Genomic DNA, 24595 nt, shown 5'->3' with positions numbered 1-24595 from the left:
GGCTCCTCCCGATGACTGTCTTGCATTTTTTAAACCGATTAGAATAATTATTCATCATCGGCGAAACATGCATAAGCCAGTTGAGAGAAGCTTGTCAATAGGGCTTTGACGGCAATGCCGATGCCGCCTGACGATAAACAATCCGCAATTCCATCTTGACAGAAACGCCATCTCTGCAATTATATAAATAGATGCATAAATATTCACACGCATGTTTTGAAGAGGATTCCATGCAGTCCCAGGAGCTAGAGCGCATTGCGCGCCAGATTCGCCTTCGCGACGTACAGGCTGTTTTTGAAGCGGGTGCGGGCCATGTCGGCGGCGAAATGTCGGCTATCGACATCATGACGGCCCTTTATTTCCGCGTCCTGCGCATCTGGCCGGATGATCCGAAGAACCCTGCCCGCGACCGCTTCGTGCTTTCCAAGGGCCATACGGCCTGCGCGCTGTATGTGACGCTGGCCAAGCGCGGTTTCATCCCGGAAGAGGAAATCTCGACCTTCCTGCAGCCGAATTCGCGCCTCAACGGCCATCCGAACTGTAACAAGGTGCCGGGTGTGGAAACCAATACCGGCCCGCTCGGCCACGGTCTGCCGGTTGCCGTCGGCATGGCCAAGGCGGCCAAGCTTTCCGGTGCGGACTACCACACCTATGTCATGACCGGCGACGGCGAGATGCAGGAAGGCTCCAACTGGGAAGCCATCATGTCCGCCGCGCAATTCGGCCTCAACAATCTGACGCTGATCGTCGATCACAACCGCTTCCAGCAGGGTGCGGCGCTTTCGGAAACCAATGATGTCGCGCCGCTTCGCCCGAAGCTCGAGGCTTTCGGCTGGGAAGTCAGCGAAATCAACGGCAACGCCATGGCGGAAGTCGTGCCGGCGCTGGAGCATCGCGGCAACCGCCCGCATTGCATCGTCGCCCACACCAACAAGGGTCACGGCATTTCCTTCATGCAGGACCGCGTTGACTGGCACCATAAGGTTCCGAGTAGGGAACAATATGAAATCGCCGTCAAAGAACTTTCGGAGACATTGTAATGAACGCGCCCGTAACCGCCGCCAAGCTGTATGACTGCCGCGACGCCTTCGCCGAAACGCTGGAAGCGCTGGCCGCCGGCAATGACAGGGTCGTCGCCGTCTGCAACGATTCGGTCGGCTCCTCGAAGCTCGGCGGCTTCAAGTCGAAATTCCCCGAGCGCCTCGTCAATGTCGGCATTGCCGAGCAGAATATGGTCGGCGTCGGCGCCGGTCTCGCCAATGGCGGCCAATTACCCTTCGTCTGCGGCGCATCCTGCTTCCTCACCGGCCGCGCGCTGGAACAGATCAAGGCTGACCTTGCTTATTCCAACGCCAATGTGAAGCTGATCGGCATCTCCTCGGGCATGGCCTATGGCGAACTCGGCCCGACGCATCATTCCATCGAAGATTTCGCCTGGACCCGCGTTCTGCCGAACCTGCCGGTCATCGCGCCCTGCGACCGCATCGAAACGGCCGCTGCCGTCAAATGGGCGGCGGACTATGCCGGCCCCTGCTTCCTGCGGCTGTCACGCGTCGGCGTGCCGGATCTTCTGCCGGAAGGCCATGTCTTCGAACTCGGCCGCGCCAACCTGCTGCGCGAAGGTTCCGACCTGACTTTGATCGCCAATGGCACGCTGACCCACCGCATCGTCAAGGCTGCCGAAATTCTGGCCAGCCGTGGCGTCAAGGCGCGTGTGCTGAACATGGCGACCGTACGCCCCATCGATGAGGCGGCGATCGTCGCCGCAGCGAAGGAAACCGGCGCGATCCTGACGACTGAAGAACATTCGATCTTCGGCGGCCTTGGTTCGGCCATTGCCGAAGTCGTGGTTGAGCAGGCCCCCGTACCGATGAAACGTCTCGGCGTTCCCGGTGTCTTTGCCCACACCGGTTCGGCCGAATGGCTGCTGGATGAATTCGGCATGGCTCCGGCCGCCATTGCGGATGCGGCCGAAGCGCTGATCAAGAGAAAATAAGGTCTCCTCCCAGAGTCGTCGCGTGTCTTCGGATGCGCGGCGACACCCTTTCTGCAATATCGTCGTTTAATCGCCGCAAGGCGGAAACGAAAAACTGCCGACGAAAGACCCACGTAATGCGCGCCATTCTGTCCATCGATCAGGGCACCACCAATTCCAAGGCCATACTCGTCTCGGAAAGCGGAGAGTTGCTGGCGCGCGGCTCATCTCCCGTCGGCATCGCCTATCCGCAGCCCGGTTGGGTGGAACAGGATCCGAACCGCATCTGGGCCTCGGTCCGTGAAGCAATCTCCTCCTGCCTCGCTGCCGCCCCCTCTGCGATCGATGTCGCGGCCATCGCCATTTCCAACCAGCGCGAATCCGTCACCATATGGGATGGCGAGACCGGCGAGCCGCTCGGCCCGGTGCTCAGCTGGCAGTGCCGAAGAACGGCGCAAGACTGTGCTGAGTTGATCGAGAAAGGCCATTCCGAGCGCGTCATGGCGCTGACCGGCCTGCCGATCGACCCCATGTTTCCCGGCGCAAAAATGCGCTGGCTGCTGGAGCGTGCCCCGAAGGGCCGCAGGCTCCGTGTCGGCACCATCGATAGCTGGCTCATCCATTGCTTCACGGGCGGTAAAGCCCATGCCTGCGACGCCTCCAACGCCGCCCGCAGCCAGGTGCTCGATCTCAACCGGCAGGTCTGGAGCGAGGAGCTTTGCGAGCTCTTCGGCATCGATATCAACACCCTGCCCGATCTGCGCGACAGCAGCGGCGATTTCGGCACCACATCGGGCGTTCCCGGTATCAAGGACGGCACACCGATCCTCGCCGCCATCGGCGACAGCCACGCAGCCCTCTTCGGTCACGGCGCCTTCAACCCCGGCGATGGCAAGGTCACTTTCGGTACCGGCTCATCTGTGATGACCACCCTTCCGCATTTCATCGCGCCAGAACGCGGCATCACCACCACCGTTGCATGGCGGCTCGGCGGCAAACCAACCTTTGCCTTTGAAGGCAATATTCTCGTTTCGGCAGCCTCCCTGCCCTGGATGACGGAGATTCTCGGCCTGCCGGATGTCGCCGCGCTGGTGGAACTCGCCGCCACTGCCGAGCCAAACGGTCCCGGTTTCGTGCCGGCCTTCGTTGGCCTCGGTGCGCCCTATTGGGATACCAATGCGCGCGCCCTGTTCTCCCAGATCAATTTCAGCACCACGCGTGCCCAGATGGCCCGCGCCGTCACTGACTCGATTGCCTTTCAGGTCCATGACGTCTTCGCCGCCATGCGCGCGCAGTCGCCTTCGGGCTTTGGACGGCTGTTCGTGGATGGCGGGCCGAGCCAGAACCATTTCCTGATGCAATGCGTTGCCGACATGCTGCAACACCCCGTCATCCAGCGTGACGCGCCGGAAGCCTCGGCACTGGGTGCCGCCTATCTCGCCGGCCTCGCCCTCGGTGTCTGGAGCGATCTCGATGCCATCGCGGCGTTGAACAGCAACGGCAACACCATCGCGCCGTCCGCCAGCGAAAACAGCCAGCGGCTCAGCGTCTGGCGCGATGCGATTGCCCGCTCGACCTTGCCTGTAACCTCGGGTAATGGTGAATAAAAATTCACCCTGGAGGGCTTATGGGCAGGCTAAACGAACTTCGAATGATATCCCGCGTGGCGCAGATGTATTTCAGCGAGCACAAAAGGCAGGCGGAAATTGCGCAGCATCTCAACCTGTCGCAGGCCACCGTCTCGCGCATGTTGAAGCGTGCCGAGGCCGAAGGCATCGTCCGCACCAGCATCATTCCACCGCCCGGTACCTATAGCGATCTGGAAGCGCAGCTGCGCGAACGTTTCGACCTGCCGGAAGCCATCGTTGTCGATTGCAGCGAGGATCGCGACGGCGCGATCATGGCCCGCATCGGCGAGGCAGCGGCGCATTTCCTCGAGGTGACGCTGTCGCAGAACGAGATCATCGGTGTTTCCAGCTGGAGCCAGACGATCTTCAAGATGGTGGAAAACATCCACCCGCTTAAAGGTGCCAAGGCGCGTTATATCGTCCAGACACTGGGCGGCATGGGCGATCCTTCCGTGCAGACGCATGCGACCCAGATCACCACCCGGCTGGCGCGGCTGACGGAGGCCGAACCGAAACTGCTGCCGGTGCCGGGCGTCGCCACCTCGCGCGAAGCCAAGCTCTTGATGCTCGCCGATCCCTTCGTGCGCGAAACCATCGATCTCTTCGGGTCGATCACGCTCGCCATCGTCGGCGTCGGCGCGGTCGAACCATCGGAGCTTCTCGCCCGTTCCGGCAACATTTTTTCCGCCAAGGAACTGGCCGATCTCGCCCAGGCGGGTGCGGTGGGCGACATCTCGCTGCGCTTCTTCGACAGGCAAGGCAAGCCGGTGAAGACGCCGCTCGACGACCGGGTCATCGGCCTGCCGCTGGAAAACCTCTCCAATGTTGACCGCGTCATTGCACTCGCAGGCGGCTCGAAAAAGACCGAGGCGATTGCCGGCGCACTCAGAACCGGTGTGATCGACGTGCTCGTCACCGATAAATTCACCGCCGAACGACTGGTCGGCAAGGAAACATAGCCAAAATCCCATAAGGAGGAGACATGAGGCGCTTTGAAGGTCAATCCGTATTCGTGACCGGAGGCAATAAGGGCATCGGATACGGCATCGCCCGCCGTTTTGCCGAGGAAGGCGCGAAAGTCGCCATCGCCTCTGTCGACAGGGACACCCATGACGCCGCCAGAAAACTGGCGGACGAAACTGGCGCGGTCACCCATGGCGTCATCCTTGATGTGCGCGACGCGGCAGCCGTGCGCGACGCCTATGGTGCCGCCGAAGAAGCGATCGGCCCGCTGTCCATCTCCGTCCAGAACGCCGGCGTCATCACCATTTCCAAGATCGAGGAACTGACGCAGGAACAGTGGGATTTCAATCTCGACGTCAACACCAAGGGCGCGTTCCTCTGCTGCCAGGAGGCGATCCGCCGCTTCCGCGAAAGCGGCACCAAAGGCCGCCTCGTCAACACCGCTTCCGGCCAGGCGCGTCAGGGCTTCATCTACACCCCGCATTACGCCGCCTCGAAATTCGGCGTTATCGGCCTGACCCAAAGCCTTGCCAAGGAACTGGCGCCTGAGGGCATCACCGTCAACGCCATTTGCCCGGGCATCATCCATACCGAAATGTGGGACTATAACGACCGCGTCTGGGGCCAGATGCTGGGCGATTACAAGCCGGGCGAACTAATGGCCGAATGGGTACGCAACATCCCCATGCGCCGCGCTGGAACGCCCGCGGAAGTGGCCGCACTGGTGGCGTTTCTGGCCTCCGAGGATGCGGCATACATCACCGGCCAGACGATCAATGTCGACGGTGGGTTGATCATGTCTTGAGGGCTCGCGACCTCTCTGCTCCCGTCATCCTCGGGCTTGACCCGAGGATCCATCCCCACGCAACCATGGATCCTCGGGTCAAGCCCGAGGATGACGGCACTGTAGAGAAGTCTTCAGTGACAGGCAGTAATCCGCAATGTCAGTTACGCAGCCGATACCCCGTCTTGAACATCCAGGCGACAACGCCAAGGCAGAGCCCCAGGAACAACGTGATCATCGCAAGGCTGATGACGGGATTGACGTCGGCGATCTCGTAAAAGCTCCAGCGGAAACCGCTGATGAGATAAAGCACCGGATTGAAGTGGCTCACCGTCTGCCAGAAGGGCGGCAGCATGTCGATGGAATAGAAGCTGCCACCGAGGAAGGTCAATGGCGGCACCACCAGCATGGGAATGAGGTTCAGCTGCTCGAAATTCGTCGCCCAGATGCCGATGATGAAACCGAACAGGCTGAAACTGACAGCCGTCAGCACAAAGAACAGCACCATCATGAACGGGTGGGCAATGTGGATATCCACGAAGAACGTGGCCGTGATCAGAATGATCGTGCCGATCATCAGCCCCTTGGTCGCCGCCGCCCCGACATAACCGGCGACGATTTCCGTCATCGAGACGGGCGCGGACAATATTTCATAGACCGTGCCGGTGAATTTCGGGAAATAGATGCCGAAGGAGCCGTTGCTGATACATTGGGTCAGAAGCGTCAGCATGATCAGGCCGGGCGTTATGAAAGCGCCATAGGAAACGCCGCCAACTTCCTGAATCCGCGAGCCGATCGCGGTTCCAAACACGATGAAATAGAGCGAGGTGGAAATGACCGGAGACACCACGCTCTGCAACAGGGTGCGCCGCGTGCGCGCCATTTCGAAAAGATAGATGGCCTTGATGGCTTCGAAATTCATTTCTGGTCTCCCACCAGCGAAACGAAAATATCCTCCAGCGAACTCTGTCGCGTGGAAATATCCTTGAAGTGGATGTTGGCGGCGGAAAGGGCACCCAGAAGATCGGCCATGCGCCCCTGCTCGCCATTATCCTCTATTTCATAGGTGATGGTGCAGCGATCGTCTGAAAGCGTAAGCCCGAAGGGCGCAAGGCTTTCCGGCAACTGCTCCACCGGCTGCGCGAGTTCAAGGAAAAGCTGCTTGCGGCCGAGTTTCTTCATCAGCGCCGTTTTTTCCTCGACCAGCAGCAACTCGCCGCCATTGATGACGCCCACGCGGTCGGCGATCTCTTCCGCCTCTTCGATGTAGTGCGTCGTGAGGATGATGGTGACGCCCTTGGCGCGCAGCTCGGAGACGACATTCCACATGTCACGGCGCAGGGTCACATCCACACCGGCGGTCGGCTCGTCGAGGAACAGCACTTTTGGCTCATGCGCCAGCGCCTTGGCAATCAGCACACGCCGTTTCATGCCGCCGGAAAGCTCCCGCAGCATGTTGTCCTTCTTGCTCCACAGCGACAGGGATTTGAGGATGCGCTCGATCAGTTCCGGGTTCTTCTTCTGCCCGTGCAGGCCGCGCGAAAAGCTGACGGTGTTCCACACCGTCTCGAACTGGTCGGTCGTCAGCTCCTGCGGCACGAGACCGATCAGGGCGCGGGTCTGGCGAAAATCCTTCACCACATCATGCCCGCCGACAAAAACGGAACCTTCACCCGGATTGACGAGACCACAAACGATGGAGATCAACGTCGTCTTGCCGGCACCGTTCGGACCCAGAAGAGCGAGGATTTCTCCCTCTCTGATATCAAGGCTAACGCCTTTGAGCGCCTGAAAGCCATTTGCGTAGGATTTGGTCAGATTCCGTATCGAAACAATGGCATTCATCGCGAATCTTTCGAAAAACCGAGTAAGATGCACGCCATATAGGCCGTAGAATGCGCAAATGCCAGCCCGGAGGCCTGAACACTGCGTTCGGCAATCGAGGAAAATCAGCCGTAAACGCTGTAGAAAAACTGCGCCGCGACGAAGACCAGAAACACCCCGAAGGCCCGCTCCAGCTGCTTTTTGCTGAGCGCATGCGCCAGCCGCGCGCCATAGGGCGCGACCACGAGCGTAATGGGGATCAAGAGCGCCACGGCGATCCAGTTGATGAAGCCGGTTGAAAATGGCGGCAGGCCCGCATCACCCCAGCCGGCCCAGATGTAACCCAGCAGCCCCGGCAGCGAAATCAGCACACCGACGCCGGAGGACGTGGCAACCGCCTGATGGATGGTGCGCCCGTAAAGCGTCATGAAAGTATTGTTCATCACCCCGCCGCCCACGCCCATCAGGCCGGAGAGAAGGCCGATGCCGGTGCCCACCAGAAACCGGACCGGGCTTTGCGGCAGATCGGAACCGAGATGCCAGCTCGCCCGGTTGAAGACCATCCGGAAGGCGAGCGCCAGCGCGATGAAGGCGAAGATCAGCCGCAGCGCAACACTGGAGGCATGGGCGGCCACGACGGATGCGAGGATGGTGCCAAGCGGCACGGCGACGATCCAGCCCTTCAGCAGATCAATATCGACTGCGCCCTTCTGGCGATGGGTCAGAAACGAGCGGATGGAGGTCGGCACGATGATGGCAAGCGAGGTGCCGAGTGAAAGATGCATGCGCACTGCCTCAGGCACATCCAGAAGCCCGAAGACATGGTAGAAAACCGGCACCAGAACCGCGCCGCCGCCAATGCCGAACAGCCCTGCGAGAAGGCCGGCGATGACGCCGGCCGCCGCAAGCGCCGCAGCGAAGACCATTACCTCTGAAACAGGCGGCATGAAGGTGGCTCCCGGCGACCGTTGTCACAAACATGTGACCCTCATAGCGTATCAGAGACGGGCGGCAAGCCATGTTGGCCGCAGGTCAGTACGGCGCGATGTCTTTTGCCGCATATCCGCGCCGGATGGACCACTTCTTGGGACCATGTCCCATTGCATGCCCTTGCAAAGACGCCGATATCCCCCCGATAAGGCAGTCTTCTTCACCGGCCTTCGGGCCGGTCTTTTTTTGTGCATGTGACAGGGACATATGTGTTGGGAGATGGATGCCAACGCCCGCCCTCCGTCATTGCGGCTCATCCTCGGACTTCGGGGACGGGAATGAGGGTCCATTGAGGTCGAGGGTACGTGGGGCTTACCCCCCTCTGCCCTGCCGGGCATCTCCCCCTCAAGGGGGGAGATCGATCTGTGGCAAGGTCTCGCTCATCTCGAAGCTTAAGAATGAAGTGGAGGTAGCGCCTCCTGCCGATCTCCCCCCTTGAGGGGGAGATGCCCGGCAGGGCAGAGGGGGGTAAACCACACCCACCCTCGACCAGTTGCCAATGGACAACCTCCTGAAAGCTCACACCTGAAGCATCGGAACGAAAACTGCATTGCGGTTTTCGGAAAACCCGATGCTCAAACAAAAACTGAGAGCGGCGGGACCGATTTCGATTTATCTCTCGCCGCTCTAATCGCAATGCCTGTAACCCGACTTGCGGGTGCGCAGGTCGAAGTGAAAATGGTTCCAGTGGTTGGGATCGCTGCCCGGCCCGAGAACGGTCGAGAAATATTTGCAGCTGTCGGACCTCACCGCCTTCAGCAGCGCCTTTTCGCGGAAGGCGAAGAAGTTCTTGCTGCGGACGTCGATTTCCTTGCCGTTCTTGAGCGTGATGGTGCCGATATCGATGGCGTTGCCGCGCGCGTGTTCCGACCACGGGTTGCTGGAGCGCGAATTCATCTTGCGGCAGGAATAACCGCCCATCGGCGTGATACGGCCGACGCCCGAGAGATAACGGAAGCGCGAGGATGGCACGAGTTCGAACTTCACCCATTTGGCGAAGGCAAGCGTGACCTGGCAATTGAGCTTCACCGCCGGGCGGATGGCGACGCCGCTGGCAAGTCCGCTGAGTTCGATCGGATAATCGATGCCGCAGGTCGGACCATCGGCGATACGCGCAACATCGCGGAAAGCGACGCCAAGACGACGCAGCTCGGAGCGACAGGCAACTTCAGAGGAAGGCATGACGCCGGGCGGCATGCTTGACCGGTTGCTTTGCCCGCCGCGCGCCATCGGATCATTTGGCATCAACATGGCAACCTCCTCCACCGGCTGGCGGCGGGAAGATGAGCCAACGGGTGGCGGCGGTATCAACCGTGATTGACCGGCGCTCTGCTGCCGGCGAGGAGAAGAAACGGCCATCGGATTGTCGGTGCCGATACCATCCACCACCGGCTGCTCCGAAACACCTTCGGCAATGTCGGCATCCTGCTCTTCCGCGAGTCCACGAACCGGTTCCACACCCAGCATGGAATCCATGTTCACCCCACCCTCACCTTCAGCAATCTGGCTGCCGGCCATCGGTTGCGGGGACATGGTCTGACCTTGCGTCGCCTGGTTTGGCATCACCTGATTTGGCATCGTCTGCGTCGGGGTGCTGTGGCCGCTCGCGGCCATGCGCGCCTGATGCTGGGTGTCGAGTGTGGAATAGCCCTGTCCGCCCTGTGGCGATTGCAGCAGGGGGTCCTGCGAAGCGTAAGGCTCCGGCATCGGCTGCGACACGGCTGCGGGATAATCGGAGGCCTGCCCGGCCCGCTCGGCCTGATAGACCGCGCCTGACGGTGCGCTGTAGCCCTGCTGCCGCGACGACCTTATGGCGCTGACACGCGTGGTGCCATCCACCTCCGCCGGTGGCACGAGGCCTTCCGCCGAACACGACACCATGACCGTGGAAATCATCAGCAACGTCACAAGACGACGCGGAAGGGAAACATACGCCATACGAGAACCTGTACCTTCAGCGGCCGCAAACGCGGCAATACAGGTCAAATTTTAAAGAAATGAGGTAAACGAAACCTTATTGGTTGCAGGAAATAACGAATGCTGTGTTTCGCGGCACGGGGAATGGTGAAGGGCCGTCGGAAATTGCATCGAAGGCGATGACGAAAACGCTGAAACCTCTCCTCACCAAACGACGCTTAAATCTTCCAGCGTCATCCTCGGGCTTGCCCCGAGGATCTACAGCCGCACGAGGGATGGATCCTCGGGTCAAGCCCGAGGATGACGTCGAGTGTGGATGAAGGTCCGTCAACAAGCTAAGGGCGCAGCCAAAGCCGCGCCCTCCAATTACCCCAAGCGGATCAACTCACGCGGCCCGAGAAACCTCGCGCCCTGCCCCGTGTCCGAGTTCGAAACGGGAAAGCAGCGAGCGCAGCTGCTGGCTTTCCTCGGCAAGCGTCTGGCTGGCCGCCGTTGTCTCTTCCACCATGGCGGCATTCTGCTGCGTCATCTGATCCATATGGTTGACGGAGGTATTGATCTCCTGCAGGCCGGTCGCCTGTTCCCGCGCCGCCGTGGCGATGGAATTCACATGACCTTCGACGCGGTTGACCAGCGCCACGATCTCTTCCAGCGCATCGCCCGTGGAACGCACGAGCGCGACACCGCCGCCGACCTCTTCCGCCGAACGGTTGATGAGGGTCTTGATCTCCTTGGCCGCATTGGCGGAGCGTTGTGCCAGTTCGCGAACCTCCTGCGCCACCACGGCAAAACCACGTCCCGCTTCGCCCGCCCGTGCGGCCTCAACCCCGGCATTCAGCGCCAGCAGATTGGTCTGGAAAGCGATCTCGTCGATGACGGAGATGATCTGACCGATGCGTTTGGAGGAATCCTCGATACGGCCCATGGCATCGACGGCGTTTCGAACGATCTCGCCCGAGCGACCGGCGCTGGTTTTTGTGTCCTGCACCATCTGCCGCGCCTCATTGGCCCGTTCAGAAGCGGTGCGCACGGTGGCGGTAATCTCGTCAAGGGCCGCTGCCGTTTCCTCCAGCGCCGCCGCCTGCTGTTCGGTCCGGCGTGAAAGATTACCCGTCGCGCCGCTGATATCGGAGGCGCTGTCATTAACGACATCGCCGGTTCGGGCAATCGCCTCGATGGCGCCGTGCAATGCGCCAACCGCACGATTGAAATCCATGCGCAGTTTTTCATAATCCGCGCCAATATCGGCAAGCTCGACGGTCAGATCGCCATTGGCAAGCGCCTCCAGCGAATTGCCGAGCTGGGTCATGGCATGGGCCTGACGTTCAGACGCGGAGCGCAGAACCGTTTCATTGCCCCGCCGCGCCTCTTCCAGTGCCCGCTGCTGGTCAGCCTCACGGGCCTGCAGGGCGCTGCGCTCATTGACGCTGTCACGCAAGACCAGAAGCGTCTTGGCAATCGCGCCGATTTCGTTGCGGCGGTCAGCGAACTGGATTTCGGCCGCGCCGTCACCATCGGCGATCCGCTTCATGCTCTGGCGAATAAGATCGATCGGTCGCGTCACGCTGCGCACGACGGCAGCTGCCACGCCGATGACCAGAAGGGCAGACAGAACGCACAGACCGATGTTGAAATAGGCATCGCTCCAGAACACCGCCTCAAGATCGTCCACATAAACACCGGTACCGACAATCCATCCCCAGGGGGCGAAACCGGCGACATGGGAAAACTTCTCCACCGGGTCCGGCGCGCCGGGTTTCGGCCAATAATAATCGACAAAACCCTGACCACCCGCCTTCACCGTGTTCACGAATTCGACGAACAGCGCCTTACCGTTCGGATCCTTGTTGGCGGTAAGGTCGGTGCCGTTCATTTCAGGCTTGATCGGATGCATCACCATATTGGGATGCATGTCGTTGATCCAGAAATAACCGCTGCCATTGCCATAACGCATCGCCGCGATTGTCGTTTTGGCCTGCTGCTGCGCGGCTTCCCGTGTCAGGCTGCCACTCTGCTCCAGACGATAATATTGCTCGAGAATGGCAACGGCGGTTTCGTTCATCGCCGCAAGCCCGGCTTTGCGCTCGCGCTCCATCTCGTGGAAGGTTTCAAAAAGGCTGAATGTCAGCGCCGCGGTCAATATTGTCAGAAACAATGCGACAAGCGCATAAAGACGCATAGATATCGTAACGTTTTTCATATTCCCCCCAACGCCGACGATGGCATTCCCATCAGCCGATGTTAAAGTTGAAAAATTTATTATCATTAAATACGCATCTTATACGTTAGTATTATTCCCGGCCGTCTCCGTGAAACCCGTCGATACTCTCCACAGTCACTCAAAAGCGGCATGGCTGTCCGAAATTCGACAGGCGCACCCATGGCTTTAAAGGGCTCGTTAACTCTGGCGTCCTATCCTCCTTTGCCAAATATACGGTATGGGAAGCACGCGATGGCACGGCCGAATTTCCGCTTTACGCATTACGACCTGAAGGAATTGCGGGCTGGGACGACCATTGAAATATCGCTGTCGGCCGTCAACAATGTGCGGCTGATGACAGGCGCGAATTTCCAGCGCTTCACCGAACTGCTCGACTTCAAATATCTCGGCGGCGTCGCGAAAAAATCACCGATCCGCATCGCCATTCCGGAAACGATGCACTGGCACCTGGTGATCGACGCCGAGGGGCATAGTGGCCTGGCGGAGTCCTCGGTAAAGATGCTGCCGGCACAGCCGCAGGTCGCGCCGCAGCGCAAAGCGTCCTGATTTCTTCAAAGCATTTCGGCTTTTCTCGCAAACGCCACACGCTCTCGTATCTTTACGCATTTTCCGAGCGTAAAAGCGCCACGCATTTTGACGGAAATTCACTAATAAACAAAGAGATAGCGCGGCTTTGCGACTCTTTTTGCCAAGCACATGATTCTGTTTGTGAAGAACGCCGCCTAACGCCCCCCACGCTCACGGCGCAGCTTCGCCCACCAGTCGAGACGTTTGCGGATTTCCCGCTCGAAACCCCTGTCGGGCGGATCGTAAAAGGTCGTGCGGCCCATTTTTTCCGGGAAATAATCCTGCCCCGAAAAGGCGTCTGGCTCGTCATGGTCATAACGGTAGCCGTCGCCGTACCCCTCACCCTTCATCAGCTTGGTCGGGGCATTGAGAATGTGTTTCGGCGGCACCAGCGAGCCGTTCTCCTTGGCCGCCCGCATTGCCGATTTGAAGGCCGTGTAAACGGCGTTGGATTTCGGTGCGGTGGCGAGATAAACGCAGGCCTGCGCCAGCGCCAGCTCGCCCTCGGGTGAACCGAGATAATCATAGGCATCCTTGGCGGCATTGCAGACCGCCAGCGCCTGCGGATCGGCAAGGCCGATATCTTCCACCGCCATGCGCACCAGCCGCCGCCCCAGATAAAGCGGATCTTCGCCGGCATCAAACATGCGGGCCAGATAATAAAGCGCCGCATCCGGATCCGAGCCGCGAACCGACTTATGCAGCGCCGAAATGAGATTGTAGTGACCGTCCTGGCTCTTGTCGTAAACCGGGGCGCGCCGCTGCACGATGCGTGTCAGCCCTTCGGTATCGAAGGTCTCATCCTTGCGCGCCGCCCGCCAGACCTCCTCGGCGAGCGTCAGCACGGCACGGCCATCGCCATCCGCCATGCGGATGAGGCTCGCTCGCGCGTCTTCCGTCAGTGGCAGAGGTTTGCCCTCCGCTTCCTCGGCGCGTTTCAGAAGTTCACTGAGACTATCCTCATCATGCGAACCAAATGTCAGCACCCGCGCCCGCGACAAAAGAGCGGCGTTGAGTTCGAAGGACGGGTTTTCGGTGGTGGCGCCCACCAGAATGATGGTGCCATCCTCCATCACCGGCAGGAAGCTATCCTGCTGGGCGCGGTTGAAACGGTGTATCTCGTCAACGAACAGCAGTGTCTGCCGGCCATTCATCCGGCGGGTGCGCGCGGCCTCGAATACTTTCTTGAGGTCAGCGACCCCGGAAAAGATCGCCGAGATTTGCTCGAAAGCCAGTCCCGCTTCACCCGAAAGCAGACGGGCAACCGTCGTCTTGCCGGTTCCGGGCGGCCCCCAGAAGATCATCGATCCCAGTGAGCCGCTGTCGATCATGCGGCGCAGCACGCCCTCCTCGCCCGTCAGATGCGCCTGCCCGCTTACCTCGGCCAGTGTCTTTGGACGCAGGCGATCGGCAAGAGGCCGCCGATTGGCGACCTCGACAGGCACTTGCGGGGCGAAGAGGTCATCACTCATCGCAGGAACTGCCGGATGCGCTGGCCGTCGCGCAGGATTTCGACCCGCCAGAAACCGGGATTGTCATCCAGCGCCTTCTCGACCGCAGCCGTGGAGCCGATATCCGCGCCATTCAGCGACAGGATCACGTCCTTCGGCTGGAAACCGACGCGATAGGCTGGCGAACCACGCTTCACATCGGTGATGACCACGCCCGTCACCTGCGACGGCATGCGCAGCTCATCGGCAAGCTTCGGCGAAAGATTGGCGACGGTGGCGCCAGCGAAGGGATTGCGGCCTTCGACCAGGCGCTCATCCCGCGGCGCGGTTTCCGGCGCCGTGTCGAGTGCGATGGTCAGCTTCTTTTCCTTGCCCTTGTCCATCACGGTAAGCTCGGCGGATTTGCCGATGCCCGCCGTCGTCAGGCGATAACCCAGCGCATCGGGATGCTCGACCTCGAAACCGTTGACTGCGGTAACAACCTGTCCCGGCTCGATGCCCGCCTTCTCCGCCGGGCCATCCTTGACGACACTGACGACCAGCGCACCACGGGCGCGATGCAGACCAAGCGCCTCGGCGACATCAGAGGTTACGGGATCGAAAGTCGCGCCAATATAGGGCCGCTGAAAGTTTGCATCGCCGCGTTCGGCCGCAGCGACGAACACGCGGACGAGGTTGGCAGGAATGGCAAAGCCGATGCCGTTAGACCCGCCTCCCTTGGAGAAGATCGCGGTATTGATGCCGATCAGCTCACCGGCCATGTTCATCAGCGCACCACCGGAATTGCCGGGGTTGATGGAAGCATCGGTCTGGATGAAGAAGCCGAAATCGCCCTGCGTCACCTGATTACGCGCCAGACCCGAAACGATGCCGCTGGTCACCGTCTGGCCGACACCGAAGGGGTTGCCGATGGCCAGCACCAGATCACCCACCTCGATGGTGTCAGAATTGCCAAGCGACAGCACGGGGAACTGCTCCTTGGCATCGATCTGCAGAATGGCAAGGTCGATACGGTCGTCCTTCATCAGCACCTTGGAGGAAAACTCGCGTCCATCCGCCAGCGCTACCTTGATGTCGTCGGCACCATCGATGACATGGTTGTTGGTCACGACCAGACCGCCGGCGGTGACGATCACGCCCGAGCCGAGCGACGACTGCTTTTCCGTGCGGTTCGGCATCTGCTGGCCGAAGAACTGCTCGAAGAACGGGTCGCCGGCAAAGGGCGACAGACGCCGCTGCACGGCACGTTCGGCATAGACATTGACCACAGCACCCGCGGTGCGCTTGACCAGCGGCGCGAAGGAAAGCTGCATTTCCGTGTGGCTTGACGGTACGGTCTTGTTGTCCTGCGCCTGCGCGCCCGCGGGCAGGAGAATGAGCGCGGCGAAAAAGCCGGTGGACAGATACTTCAACACGCTTCGCATGTGATTCCTCATCGTCATCAGTATGATGGAGTTATAACGCCAAAGCCTGTAAAGCAAAGAGCGGCAAGATGATGGCCAGCCTTTTCCCTGTGCAGGCCGGTTCCGGCAATTGGAACCACCGACGCCCCTTTTTGGTTTCATCCGCATCGATTGTCCTTGAAAGAAACGATCCATGCATCTGAAACAGACTTTCCTCGCCTGCGGCCTCCTCCTCTGCGCCTCCACTCTCGGCTCGCCAGCTTCGGCAGCCAGCTTTGATTGCACCAAGACCGATCTGGCGGCGGATGAAAAGGCGATCTGCGACAACCGTGCCCTGAACGACCAGGACGTGAAGATGGCCACCACCTTCGATATCCTCACCCAGCTCATGGCCATGGGCGCCCGTGACACACTGCGCGAGGAGCAGAGCCAATGGTTGAAGAAACGCCAGGAATGCGCGGCGGATGTCGCCTGCCTGACGGGCGCTTACGATGAGCGAATGAAGAAGCTCGGCGAAGCTTTCCAGAGCATCAACAGACCCCTTTGATCGATACGGTGATTATCAGGCTGCACGGATGATGTTCTCCATGAGACCGTGCAGCTGATCGCGATACCCGGTTCTAGCTGAAGGCGCATCCTCACGTGAGGTCATCACCACGGACAGGCGCTTGGCGGGAACGATGTAGAGCATCTGCCCGCCATAACCCCAGGCGTAATAGACCATTTCTCCCGCCATCTCCTTGATGAACCAGCAATAGCCGTATCCATCACCGTTGAAGACGGAGTTGGTGCGCTGTTGCCAGGACTGGTCGATCCATTCCTGTGAGATCAGCCGCTCACCCCCGGGTGTTACCCCGCCCCGCCTGTAAAGCTCGCCAAAGGCCAGCAATGAGCGCGCCGTCATCGCCATCTGGTTACCGCCAAGATAAATGCCCTGCGGATCGCGCTCCCAGCCACCAATGGCAAATCCCTCCAGCGGCCGGAACCAGTCTCGCGCCAGAGAGAGCGTCGAGCGGCCGGAGGCCCTGGTCAATATCGCCGAAAGCAGATGTGTGGAGCCGGTGGAATAAAGCATGCCACCATCAGGCTCTCCGGCAAAACCGGACCCCAGCGCCATGCGCACCCAGTTGCGGCTGGCAACCCAGCGCCCATAATTCGGGCCGGACATGCGCTCCAGACCGGATTGCATCGAAAGCAGGTTGCCGATGGTGACCCTCTCCAGCCGTGGATCGGGATTCGGCGGAAAATCGCTGCGCAGGATGGTCGCAATCGGCTGATCGGCACCAGAGAGTATCTTCCGGTCGATCGCCATGCCGACCAGTGCCGAAATGACCGATTTCGATGCCGACTTGATGTTGGTGGAGCCGTTAAGGCTCGCGCCATGATAGGCGCGGCTGGCGACCTCCTCCCCGTCGATGCTGACGATGACGGCCTTGAGGCTCGAAAGCGCATCCGCGTCCCTCAGCAATGGATCAAAACGGGCGCCATTTCCGGAGCTCTGCGCGCGGGTAAGCGGGGCGAAAGGCAGGCAGGCGATGAGGGCGAGTGCGGTTCGTCTTTTCATGCTGATGAAGTTAGGCATCGCTACGCTACGGAAAAGAGCCGATGGACGAACATCACTCCAATGTGACTGCCGGGATGACCGGAGAACTGTCGGAAACATGCGAAATTACGATTTTAGAACAGCATGTTGCAGGGCCTAAGAGAATCGCCTTCTGAAGCAATTGAATCTCTTTCTGAGCGGAAAGCAGGATCTGTACCTGGGCAAGAAAAAAGCCGCTCGAAAGCGGCTCACCTTGCAGACGGACGTGCGAGACCTTCTCCTCCGTCATGCCGGACTTGATCCGGCATCCAGCCACGGCGCGTCTGCGCCGTGAGAAGAGCCTCTAGCGATCAAGGACTTGATCGCGCTAGACCCCGGATCAAGTCCGGCGTGACGGAGTGTGTTTGTTATCGCTCTGCAAAACCCCAAGAAGGAAACTGCGCACTGGGCGCAGCCTCCCCTCTCACTCTGTGCCGGGCTTACTCCGGCAAAATCCGCACCGCGCCCTTGTCCGCGCTCGACGCAAAGGCCGCATAGGCTTTCAACGCCGTCGTGACATTGCGCTTGCGCGGTGCCACCGGCTTCCAGCCGAGCTCTTCCTGTTCGGCCCGGCGCGCTGCAAGTTCCGCATCCGTGACCTTGAGGTTGATGGTGCGGTTGGGAATATCGATCTCGATCAGGTCGCCCTGACGCACGAGGCCGATGGCGCCGCCCTGTGCCGCTTCCGGCGAGGCGTGACCGATGGAAAGACCTGACGTGCCACCAGAAAAGCGACCGTCTGTAATCAGCGCGCAGGCTTTGCCGAGACCCTTGGATTTCAGGTAGCTGGTCGGATAGAGCATTTCCTGCATGCCCGGTCCGCCCTTCGGCCCTTCGTAACGGATGACGACGACATCGCCCGCCTTGACCTCATTGCCGAGAATGCCCTTCACCGCGGCGTCCTGGCTTTCGTAAACGACGGCTGAACCGTTGAATTTCAGGATCGATTCATCGACACCCGCCGTTTTCACGATGCAGCCATCGAGCGCGATGTTGCCGTAAAGCACGGCCAGACCACCATCCTTGGAGAACGGCTTCTCGACCGAGCGGATGACGCCGTTATCGCTGTCGGTATCCAGATCATCCCAGCGCGAAGACTGGCTGAAGGCAACCTGGGTCGGCACGCCGCCCGGGGCCGCCTTGAAGAATTCACGAACCGTCTCGCTGTTAGTGCGGGTAATGTCCCAGCGATCGATGGCATCGCCCAGCGTCGCCTCGTGCACGGTATAGGTATCGCGGTTGATGAGACCGCCACGCTCCAGCTCGCCGAGAATGCGCATGATGCCGCCGGCGCGGTGAACGTCTTCCATATGCACGTCCTGCTTGGCGGGCGCCACCTTGGAAAGACATGGGACCTTGCGGGAAAGACGGTCGATGTCCTCCATGCCGAAATCGACGCCACCCTCATGGGCCGCCGCCAGAATATGCAGAACCGTGTTGGTGGAGCCGCCCATGGCGATATCCAGTGACATGGCATTCTCAAACGCCGCCTTGTTGGCGATGGTGCGCGGCAAAACGGTCTCGTCATCCTGCTCGTAATAACGGCGGGCCAGATCGACGATCAGATGGCCGGCCTCGACGAAAAGGCGTTTGCGATCCGAGTGGGTGGCAAGCGTTGAGCCGTTGCCGGGCAAGGACAAGCCCAGCGCCTCGGTCAGACAGTTCATCGAATTGGCGGTGAACATGCCGGAACAGGAACCGCAGGTCGGGCACGCGGAGCGTTCGATGATCTTGACGTCCTCATCGGAAATCTTGTCATCGGCAGCCGCCACCATGGCATCGACCAGATCAAGCGCAACGGTCTTGCCGTGCAGAACCACCTTGCCCGCTTCCATCGGGCCGCCGGACACAAAGACGGCGGGGATGTTGAGGCGCATCGCCGCATTCAGCATACCGGGGGTGATCTTGTCGCAGTTGGAAATGCAAACCATCGCATCGGCGCAATGGGCGTTGACCATATACTCGACAGAGTCAGCGATGATCTCGCGCGACGGCAGCGAATAGAGCATGCCATCATGACCCATGGCGATACCGTCATCGACCGCAATCGTGTTGAATTCCTTGGCAACGCCGCCCGCCGCTTCGATTTCGCGGGCAACCAGTTGGCCGAGATCTTTCAGATGCACATGGCCCGGTACGAACTGCGTGAAGGAATTGACCACCGCGATGATCGGCTTGCCGAAATCGCTGTCCTTCATGCCGGTGGCGCGCCAAAGGCCGCGCGCGCCCGCCATGTTGCGGCCGTGGGTTGTCGTTCTGGAGCGATAGGCTGGCATGGTGTTTTCCTCAATCTCTTGAACAGAAGGGCCGTCTTCCGCAGCGCGGTCAAAACAGCCTCTGCCCTATTTTGCGGTTTTTCTAGCGCAAACCGCAAGCCCTGTCACTGTCACCTTCAGGCAAAACAGTACGGTTCGGTACGGTACGCTCCGTCTGCTGCTGCCATTCTGGCACTGGCTCATCACAAATGCGCGATTTTCACCGTGCGGTCGTTGTTTTTTCGCACAGCGCTGAAACATATCTGTGCAGCGGTCGTATTGGTTATCATAATCGATTTATCGCCGATGCACCCGGCTTTTGTGGAGGTTGAAATGCCCGCCTATCGTCCGCCCCTCATCGCGGCAAGTGAAATCACGCCGAAGAGCACCTACCTGTCCCGACGCGGCTTTCTCGGCACGGCGGCCGGACTTGCGGCAGTTGGGCTTACCGGTCGCGAAGCGATCGCCGCACCGCTTTCCGCAAAACCCGGCGCCTACAAGCTGGATGACAAGCTCACCCCGCTCGATGCCGTCACCAGCTACAATAATTTCTACGAATTCGGCGTCGGAAAATCCGACCCGAAGGAAAATTCCGGCAAGTTCAAGCCCACCCCATGGACGGTGAAGGTGGATGGCCTCGTCTCCAAGCCGCAGGAATTCGGCATTGAAGAGCTGATGAAATACCAGCTTGAAGAGCGCACCTATCGCATGCGCTGCGTCGAAGGCTGGTCGATGGTCATTCCATGGATCGGTTTCCCGCTCGCAAGCCTGCTCGACAAGGTCGAGCCGCTTGGCAGCGCGAAATACGTCACCTTCGAAACCGTGGTGCGGCCGGAGGAAATGCCGGGCCAAACCGGCCTGTTCCAGCCGCTGTCCTGGCCCTATATCGAAGGCCTGCGCCTCGATGAGGCGCGACACCCGCTGACCCTGCTTGCCGTCGGCCTATACGGAGAAACGCTGCCCAACCAGAACGGCGCGCCGATCCGGCTGGTCGTTCCATGGAAATACGGCTTCAAGGGCATCAAATCCATCGTCAAGATTTCGCTGGTCGAAAAGCAGCCGGAAACGACGTGGAAAAATTCCAATGCCCGCGAATACGGCTTTTATTCCAACGTCAATCCGCATGTGGACCATCCCCGCTGGAGCCAGGCGACCGAACAGCGCATCGGCGAAGGCGGCTTTTTCGGCACCCAGAACCGCCCTACCCTGATGTTCAACGGGTATGACGAGGTGGCAAGCCTTTATACCGGAATGGACCTGAAAGCGAATTATTGACCATGGCCTTTGCCCTGTCGCTTCCATCGCTGCCGAAGCGTTACCAGCCGGCGACCATCTGGTCGCTATATGTGATCGGTCTCTGTCCGGCCGTCTCGTATTTCTATCTCGCCGCAACCGGCGGCCTCGGCTTCAACCCGGTCAAGGATTTCGAGCACCTGCTTGGCATCTGGGCGCTGCGCTTTCTCTGCCTTGGCCTGCTGGTGACGCCGTTGCGCGACCTCTTCAACATCAACCTCATCGCCTATCGCCGGGCACTGGGCCTGATTGCCTTTTATTACGTGCTCGCGCACTTCACCGTCTATCTGGTGCTGGATCGCGGCCTGATGCTGGGCTCCATCGCCGGAGATATTCTCAAACGCCCCTATATCATGCTCGGCATGGCCGGGCTTGTCATGCTCACGCCGCTTGCGCTCACCTCCAACCGCTGGTCCATCCGCAAGCTTGGCAGCCGCTGGAACACGTTGCACAAGCTCGTCTATCTCGTGCTCATCGTCGGCGTGCTGCATTTCGTGCTGGCACGAAAATCGATCACGCTGGAGCCGGTGTTTTACATCAGCACCATGGTGGTATTGCTTGGATATCGGTTGGTGCGGCCGACGATCATGGCGGCGAAAAGGGCGAAACGCGCGAAAACCGCCCGGCCATGAAGAATGCGGCCGCGATGCCCGCGATGTAACAGACGATATTCCATGGGGAAAAAACGCGACCGAGCAGCAAGGCTCCGGCCGTCGTCGATCGAAACGCGTCCAGCGCCGGAAAATGGACAAGCCGGATGAATTCCACGGCAACAGCGACAAGAATGGCGGCCCGAGCCTCATAACCACGCCAACCGGACGGAAACACCGCCGCCAGCAACAGAAAAACCATAGCTCCCCACAGCACGGATCCGCCATATTTTACCGCCACGAACGGTAACCCAACGTCATAACCGAATGCCCGCAGGCAAAGACCGCACATGATCACCGCGATAGCAGCTCCCAAAAGCCGGAGGCGCGCAAAATAAGACGGGGATAGGCTTGGCGGGCCCATGCAGGCTCCTTCCGGTTTTCGTATGAACGTGGCGGATGCAGATCGAGGCGAGAACATGAGCACAGGGACCAGCCCAGCCACAAGCCGCCTCTCGGTTTTGGACAATCTGCTTTGCGATACCTATCCCTGGGGCGAACTCAAGGGCTTCAGGCGCTTTATTGTCGAATTTCTCTATTTCGGCATCAAGGAGGCCCGCGCCTGCCTGTTTGCGGGGTTGTTTTTCATCTCCATCTTTGTCGTGCCGCATGGCGGGTTGTTCGGCATCCCGCGTTATGACGTACTGCTGATCATTGCGCTCGCCATCCAGTTCTTCATGATCTGGAGCAGGCTTGAAACGCTTGATGAGGCCAAGGCCATCCTGCTGTTTCACGTCGTCGGTTTCGTATTGGAAGTATTCAAGACATCCAGCGCCATCCAGTCGTGGTCCTATCCGGATTTCGCCTATAGCAAGGTCCTCGGCGTGCCGCTTTTCTCCGGCTTCATGTATGCCGCCGTTGGCAGCTACATCATTCAGGCATGGCGCCTTCTGGATGTGCGCATTCGCCACTATCCAACCTACTGGATGGCGACGCTGATCGGCATCGCCATCTATGCCAACTTCTTCACCCATCACTTCATCGGCGACTACCGCTGGTACATCGCCGCTTGCGCCATAGGGCTCTATTCCCGCGCGACCGTGATTTATCGCCCCTATGATCGGGATCGAAAGATGCCGCTGCTCCTCTCATTCGTCCTCATAGGATTTTTCGTCTGGCTGGCGGAAAACATCTCCACCTTCTTCGGCATCTGGAAATATCCCGACCAACTCGGCGCCTGGTCCGTGGTGCATATCGGGAAATGGAGTTCATGGTCGCTGCTGGTCATCATGACCTTCACCATCGTCGCGCATCTCAAGCACATCAAGGCCCGTATCCACGTTCCGGAGTGAGAGAGGATTCTCTGCAGCCAAGCAACTGGCTGGGCAGCTCACGGCTGCGGCAATATTCGCAAATTAAAGTACCCGCACGAATGTGCTCAAGGTGGCGAGATCCGCGCCTGCCCTCCTCCCGATACGAAACGCAAAAAAGCCGGGCGATCTCTCACCCGGCTTTCTAACTCGTGACACCCGAAGGCGTCACATATTACGCAGCTTCGGCAGCAGCAGCTTCAGCAGCAACGCGAGCCTTGTCGGCTGCACCCTTGGCGTCAACGTCGCGCTCGACGAATTCAACGACGGCGAGAGCCGCGTTGTCGCCCTGGCGGTAGCCGGCCTTCATGATACGCAGGTAGCCGCCATTGCGGGTTGCGTAACGCGAAGCGATCGCGTCGAACAGCTTGCGAACGGCGTCCTGATCCTTGATCTGCGAGATCGCCTGACGACGAGCGTGCAGGTCGCCGCGCTTGCCGAGGGTCACGAGACGCTCGACGATCGGACGAATTTCCTTCGCCTTCGGAAGGGTGGTGACGATCTGCTCATGGGTGATGAGCGAAGCAGCCATGTTGGCAAACATTGCCTTGCGGTGGCTGGCGGTTCTATTGAGCTTGCGGCCTGAATTTCCGTGGCGCATTGCTATTCTCCTTCTACGCAGGTTCCTTCTCTAAGGCCTGCCGTTTCCTGGCACATGCAGATGACTTATCTGCTGTTTGACGGGGAAAGGCAGTCTTTAAAGGGTCTGCCTTTTTGATTGTTAGTACTGGTCTTCGTAACGCTTGGCGAGATCTTCGATGTTCTCTGGCGGCCATGCCGGCACTTCCATGCCGAGGTGCAGACCCATGGAAGCGAGAACTTCCTTGATTTCGTTCAGCGACTTGCGACCAAAGTTCGGCGTGCGGAGCATTTCGGCTTCGGTCTTCTGGATCAGGTCGCCGATGTAAACGATGTTGTCGTTCTTCAGGCAGTTTGCCGAACGAACGGACAGCTCGAGCTCGTCGACCTTCTTGAGAAGCGCCGGGTTGAACGCGAGTTCGGTAACCGATTCTTCTTCTGCTTCCTTCTGCGGCTCGTCGAAGTTGACGAAGACGCCCAGCTGGTCCTGAAGAATGCGAGCGGCGAAGGCAACGGCGTCTTCGCCGGAAACCGAACCGTTGGTCTCGATCGTCATGATCAGCTTGTCATAGTCGAGAACCTGGCCTTCACGGGTGTTTTCCACCTTGTAGGACACTTTCTTGACCGGAGAATAGAGGCTGTCCACCGGAATGAGGCCGATCGGGGCATCTTCCGCGCGGTTGCGCTCAGCCGGTACGTAACCCTTGCCGTTGTTGACGGTGAATTCCATGCGGATTTCAGCGCCATCATCAAGCGTGCAGATCACGTGGTCGGGGTTCAGGATCTCGATGTCGCCAACCGTCTGGATATCACCAGCGGTTACGGCACCAGGGCCCTGCTTGCGCACGACCATGCGCTTGGAATCGTCGCCATCCATCTTGATGGCGATTTCCTTGATGTTGAGCACGATATCCGTCACATCTTCCCGAACGCCGGGGATGGAGGAGAATTCATGCAGGACACCGTCGATCTGCACGGCCGTTACAGCGGCGCCACGCAGAGAAGACAACAGAACGCGACGCAGCGCGTTGCCGAGAGTAAGACCGAAACCACGTTCCAGCGGCTCGGCAACCAGCGTTGCCTTGGTGCGGCTGGACGAGGTGAACTCGACCTTGTTCGGCTTGATAAGTTCCTGCCAGTTCTTCTGAATCATCTTTAAACCTTCCGTTCGCCGCCACCATCCAATCGTGACGGACCGAGCAT

General features: G+C 59.7%; 23 protein-coding genes. 10 read left to right on the top strand and 13 right to left on the bottom strand.

The genetic code is table 11. The features are described from left to right. The first annotated feature begins 230 nt into the window (after positions 1-230). From M0412_RS03280 to M0412_RS03260, 5 genes are all read left to right on the top strand, one after another. A complete protein-coding gene (locus M0412_RS03280) occupies positions 231-1040 on the top strand; it encodes a transketolase (protein WP_052817934.1) in 810 nt (269 codons plus the stop codon). Further along, positions 1040-1996: a transketolase family protein gene (locus M0412_RS03275; protein WP_269699828.1), complete on the top strand. Its 957-nt coding sequence runs from the start codon at positions 1040-1042 to the stop codon at positions 1994-1996. The genes M0412_RS03280 and M0412_RS03275 overlap by 1 nt, the downstream gene beginning before the upstream one ends. A 116-nt stretch (positions 1997-2112) precedes the next feature. Beyond that, a complete protein-coding gene (locus M0412_RS03270) occupies positions 2113-3582 on the top strand; it encodes an FGGY family carbohydrate kinase (protein ID WP_269699829.1) in 1470 nt (489 codons plus the stop codon). Between the two features lie 20 nt (positions 3583-3602). After that, the gene (locus M0412_RS03265; protein WP_003520399.1) at positions 3603-4562 is read left to right on the top strand and encodes a sugar-binding transcriptional regulator; all 960 of its coding nucleotides are present in this window, start codon (positions 3603-3605) and stop codon (positions 4560-4562) included. A gap of 23 nt (positions 4563-4585) precedes the next feature. After that, the gene (locus tag M0412_RS03260; RefSeq protein WP_283159134.1) at positions 4586-5371 is read left to right on the top strand and encodes an SDR family oxidoreductase; all 786 of its coding nucleotides are present in this window, start codon (positions 4586-4588) and stop codon (positions 5369-5371) included. Between the two features lie 139 nt (positions 5372-5510). Here the strand turns inward: M0412_RS03260 and M0412_RS03255 are convergent, their stop codons facing one another. From M0412_RS03255 to M0412_RS03235, 5 genes are all read right to left on the bottom strand, one after another. Beyond that, a complete protein-coding gene (locus M0412_RS03255) occupies positions 5511-6272 on the bottom strand; it encodes an ABC transporter permease (RefSeq protein WP_142840156.1) in 762 nt (253 codons plus the stop codon). Then, positions 6269-7195: an ABC transporter ATP-binding protein gene (locus M0412_RS03250; RefSeq protein ID WP_142840157.1), complete on the bottom strand. Its 927-nt coding sequence runs from the start codon at positions 7193-7195 to the stop codon at positions 6269-6271. The genes M0412_RS03255 and M0412_RS03250 overlap by 4 nt, the downstream gene beginning before the upstream one ends. Positions 7196-7299: 104 nt before the next feature. Next, complete coding sequence (locus M0412_RS03245; protein WP_269703921.1) at positions 7300-8121, bottom strand: sulfite exporter TauE/SafE family protein; 822 nt, start codon at positions 8119-8121, stop codon at positions 7300-7302. A gap of 670 nt (positions 8122-8791) precedes the next feature. Beyond that, the gene (locus M0412_RS03240) at positions 8792-10102 is read right to left on the bottom strand and encodes an extensin family protein (protein WP_269703923.1); all 1311 of its coding nucleotides are present in this window, start codon (positions 10100-10102) and stop codon (positions 8792-8794) included. Between the two features lie 364 nt (positions 10103-10466). Next, positions 10467-12281, bottom strand: coding sequence for a methyl-accepting chemotaxis protein (locus tag M0412_RS03235; protein ID WP_269703925.1), 1815 nt, complete (start codon positions 12279-12281; stop codon positions 10467-10469). A 252-nt stretch (positions 12282-12533) separates the two neighbouring features. On the opposite strand from M0412_RS03235, the gene M0412_RS03230 reads away from it, so the two are divergent. Then, positions 12534-12848, top strand: a complete 315-nt coding sequence (locus tag M0412_RS03230) for a DUF1883 domain-containing protein (RefSeq protein ID WP_046798183.1) — start codon at positions 12534-12536, stop codon at positions 12846-12848. Between the two features lie 176 nt (positions 12849-13024). On the opposite strand, the gene M0412_RS03225 is transcribed toward M0412_RS03230, so the two are convergent. Continuing rightward, positions 13025-14341, bottom strand: coding sequence for a replication-associated recombination protein A (locus M0412_RS03225; protein WP_269703927.1), 1317 nt, complete (start codon positions 14339-14341; stop codon positions 13025-13027). Beyond that, on the bottom strand, positions 14338-15744 hold the full coding sequence (locus M0412_RS03220) for a DegQ family serine endoprotease (protein WP_142840162.1): 1407 nt from the start codon (positions 15742-15744) through the stop codon (positions 14338-14340). Before M0412_RS03220 ends, M0412_RS03225 begins: the two co-directional genes overlap by 4 nt. Before the next feature lie 172 nt (positions 15745-15916). Here M0412_RS03220 and M0412_RS03215 point away from each other — a divergent pair, with 172 nt between their 5' ends. Further along, positions 15917-16270, top strand: coding sequence for a lysozyme inhibitor LprI family protein (locus tag M0412_RS03215; RefSeq protein ID WP_142840163.1), 354 nt, complete (start codon positions 15917-15919; stop codon positions 16268-16270). A 15-nt stretch (positions 16271-16285) separates the two neighbouring features. Here M0412_RS03215 and M0412_RS03210 read toward each other — a convergent pair whose 3' ends face one another. From M0412_RS03210 to ilvD, 3 genes are all read right to left on the bottom strand, one after another. Next, positions 16286-17287, bottom strand: a complete 1002-nt coding sequence (locus M0412_RS03210; protein WP_269703930.1) for a serine hydrolase — start codon at positions 17285-17287, stop codon at positions 16286-16288. Positions 17288-17339: 52 nt separating this feature from the next. Continuing rightward, complete coding sequence (locus tag M0412_RS03205; RefSeq protein WP_269703932.1) at positions 17340-17555, bottom strand: hypothetical protein; 216 nt, start codon at positions 17553-17555, stop codon at positions 17340-17342. Positions 17556-17745: 190 nt separating this feature from the next. Next, positions 17746-19581, bottom strand: a complete 1836-nt coding sequence (gene ilvD / locus M0412_RS03200; RefSeq protein WP_142840165.1) for a dihydroxy-acid dehydratase — start codon at positions 19579-19581, stop codon at positions 17746-17748. A gap of 312 nt (positions 19582-19893) precedes the next feature. On the opposite strand from ilvD, the gene msrP reads away from it, so the two are divergent. Both msrP and msrQ read left to right on the top strand, forming a co-directional pair. After that, positions 19894-20835 carry a protein-methionine-sulfoxide reductase catalytic subunit MsrP gene (gene msrP, locus M0412_RS03195; RefSeq protein ID WP_142840166.1) on the top strand — a complete coding sequence of 314 codons (942 nt, stop codon included), beginning with the start codon at positions 19894-19896 and terminating at the stop codon, positions 20833-20835. Between the two features lie 2 nt (positions 20836-20837). Continuing rightward, positions 20838-21485, top strand: a complete 648-nt coding sequence (gene msrQ / locus M0412_RS03190; protein WP_269703936.1) for a protein-methionine-sulfoxide reductase heme-binding subunit MsrQ — start codon at positions 20838-20840, stop codon at positions 21483-21485. Here msrQ and M0412_RS03185 read toward each other — a convergent pair. Continuing rightward, positions 21439-21867 carry a DUF2809 domain-containing protein gene (locus tag M0412_RS03185; RefSeq protein WP_269703939.1) on the bottom strand — a complete coding sequence of 143 codons (429 nt, stop codon included), beginning with the start codon at positions 21865-21867 and terminating at the stop codon, positions 21439-21441. The genes msrQ and M0412_RS03185 overlap by 47 nt on opposite strands. Before the next feature lie 55 nt (positions 21868-21922). On the opposite strand from M0412_RS03185, the gene M0412_RS03180 reads away from it, so the two are divergent. Beyond that, the gene (locus M0412_RS03180) at positions 21923-22795 is read left to right on the top strand and encodes a DUF817 domain-containing protein (RefSeq protein WP_142840169.1); all 873 of its coding nucleotides are present in this window, start codon (positions 21923-21925) and stop codon (positions 22793-22795) included. A 193-nt stretch (positions 22796-22988) separates the two neighbouring features. Here M0412_RS03180 and rplQ read toward each other — a convergent pair whose 3' ends face one another. Beyond that, the gene (gene rplQ, locus M0412_RS03175) at positions 22989-23414 is read right to left on the bottom strand and encodes a 50S ribosomal protein L17 (RefSeq protein WP_006313985.1); all 426 of its coding nucleotides are present in this window, start codon (positions 23412-23414) and stop codon (positions 22989-22991) included. A 120-nt stretch (positions 23415-23534) separates the two neighbouring features. Continuing rightward, entirely contained in the window at positions 23535-24545 is a 1011-nt protein-coding gene (locus tag M0412_RS03170) for a DNA-directed RNA polymerase subunit alpha (RefSeq protein WP_003495228.1), read from the bottom strand. Positions 24546-24595: the final 50 nt, after the last annotated feature.

The sequence above is a fragment of the Agrobacterium sp. O3.4 genome, assembly GCF_041414895.1.
Taxonomy (GTDB): Bacteria; Pseudomonadota; Alphaproteobacteria; order Rhizobiales; family Rhizobiaceae; genus Agrobacterium; species Agrobacterium cucumeris.
The sequence above is the reverse complement of the archived record's forward strand: the minus strand, read 5'-3'. Positions and strand labels throughout refer to the sequence as shown.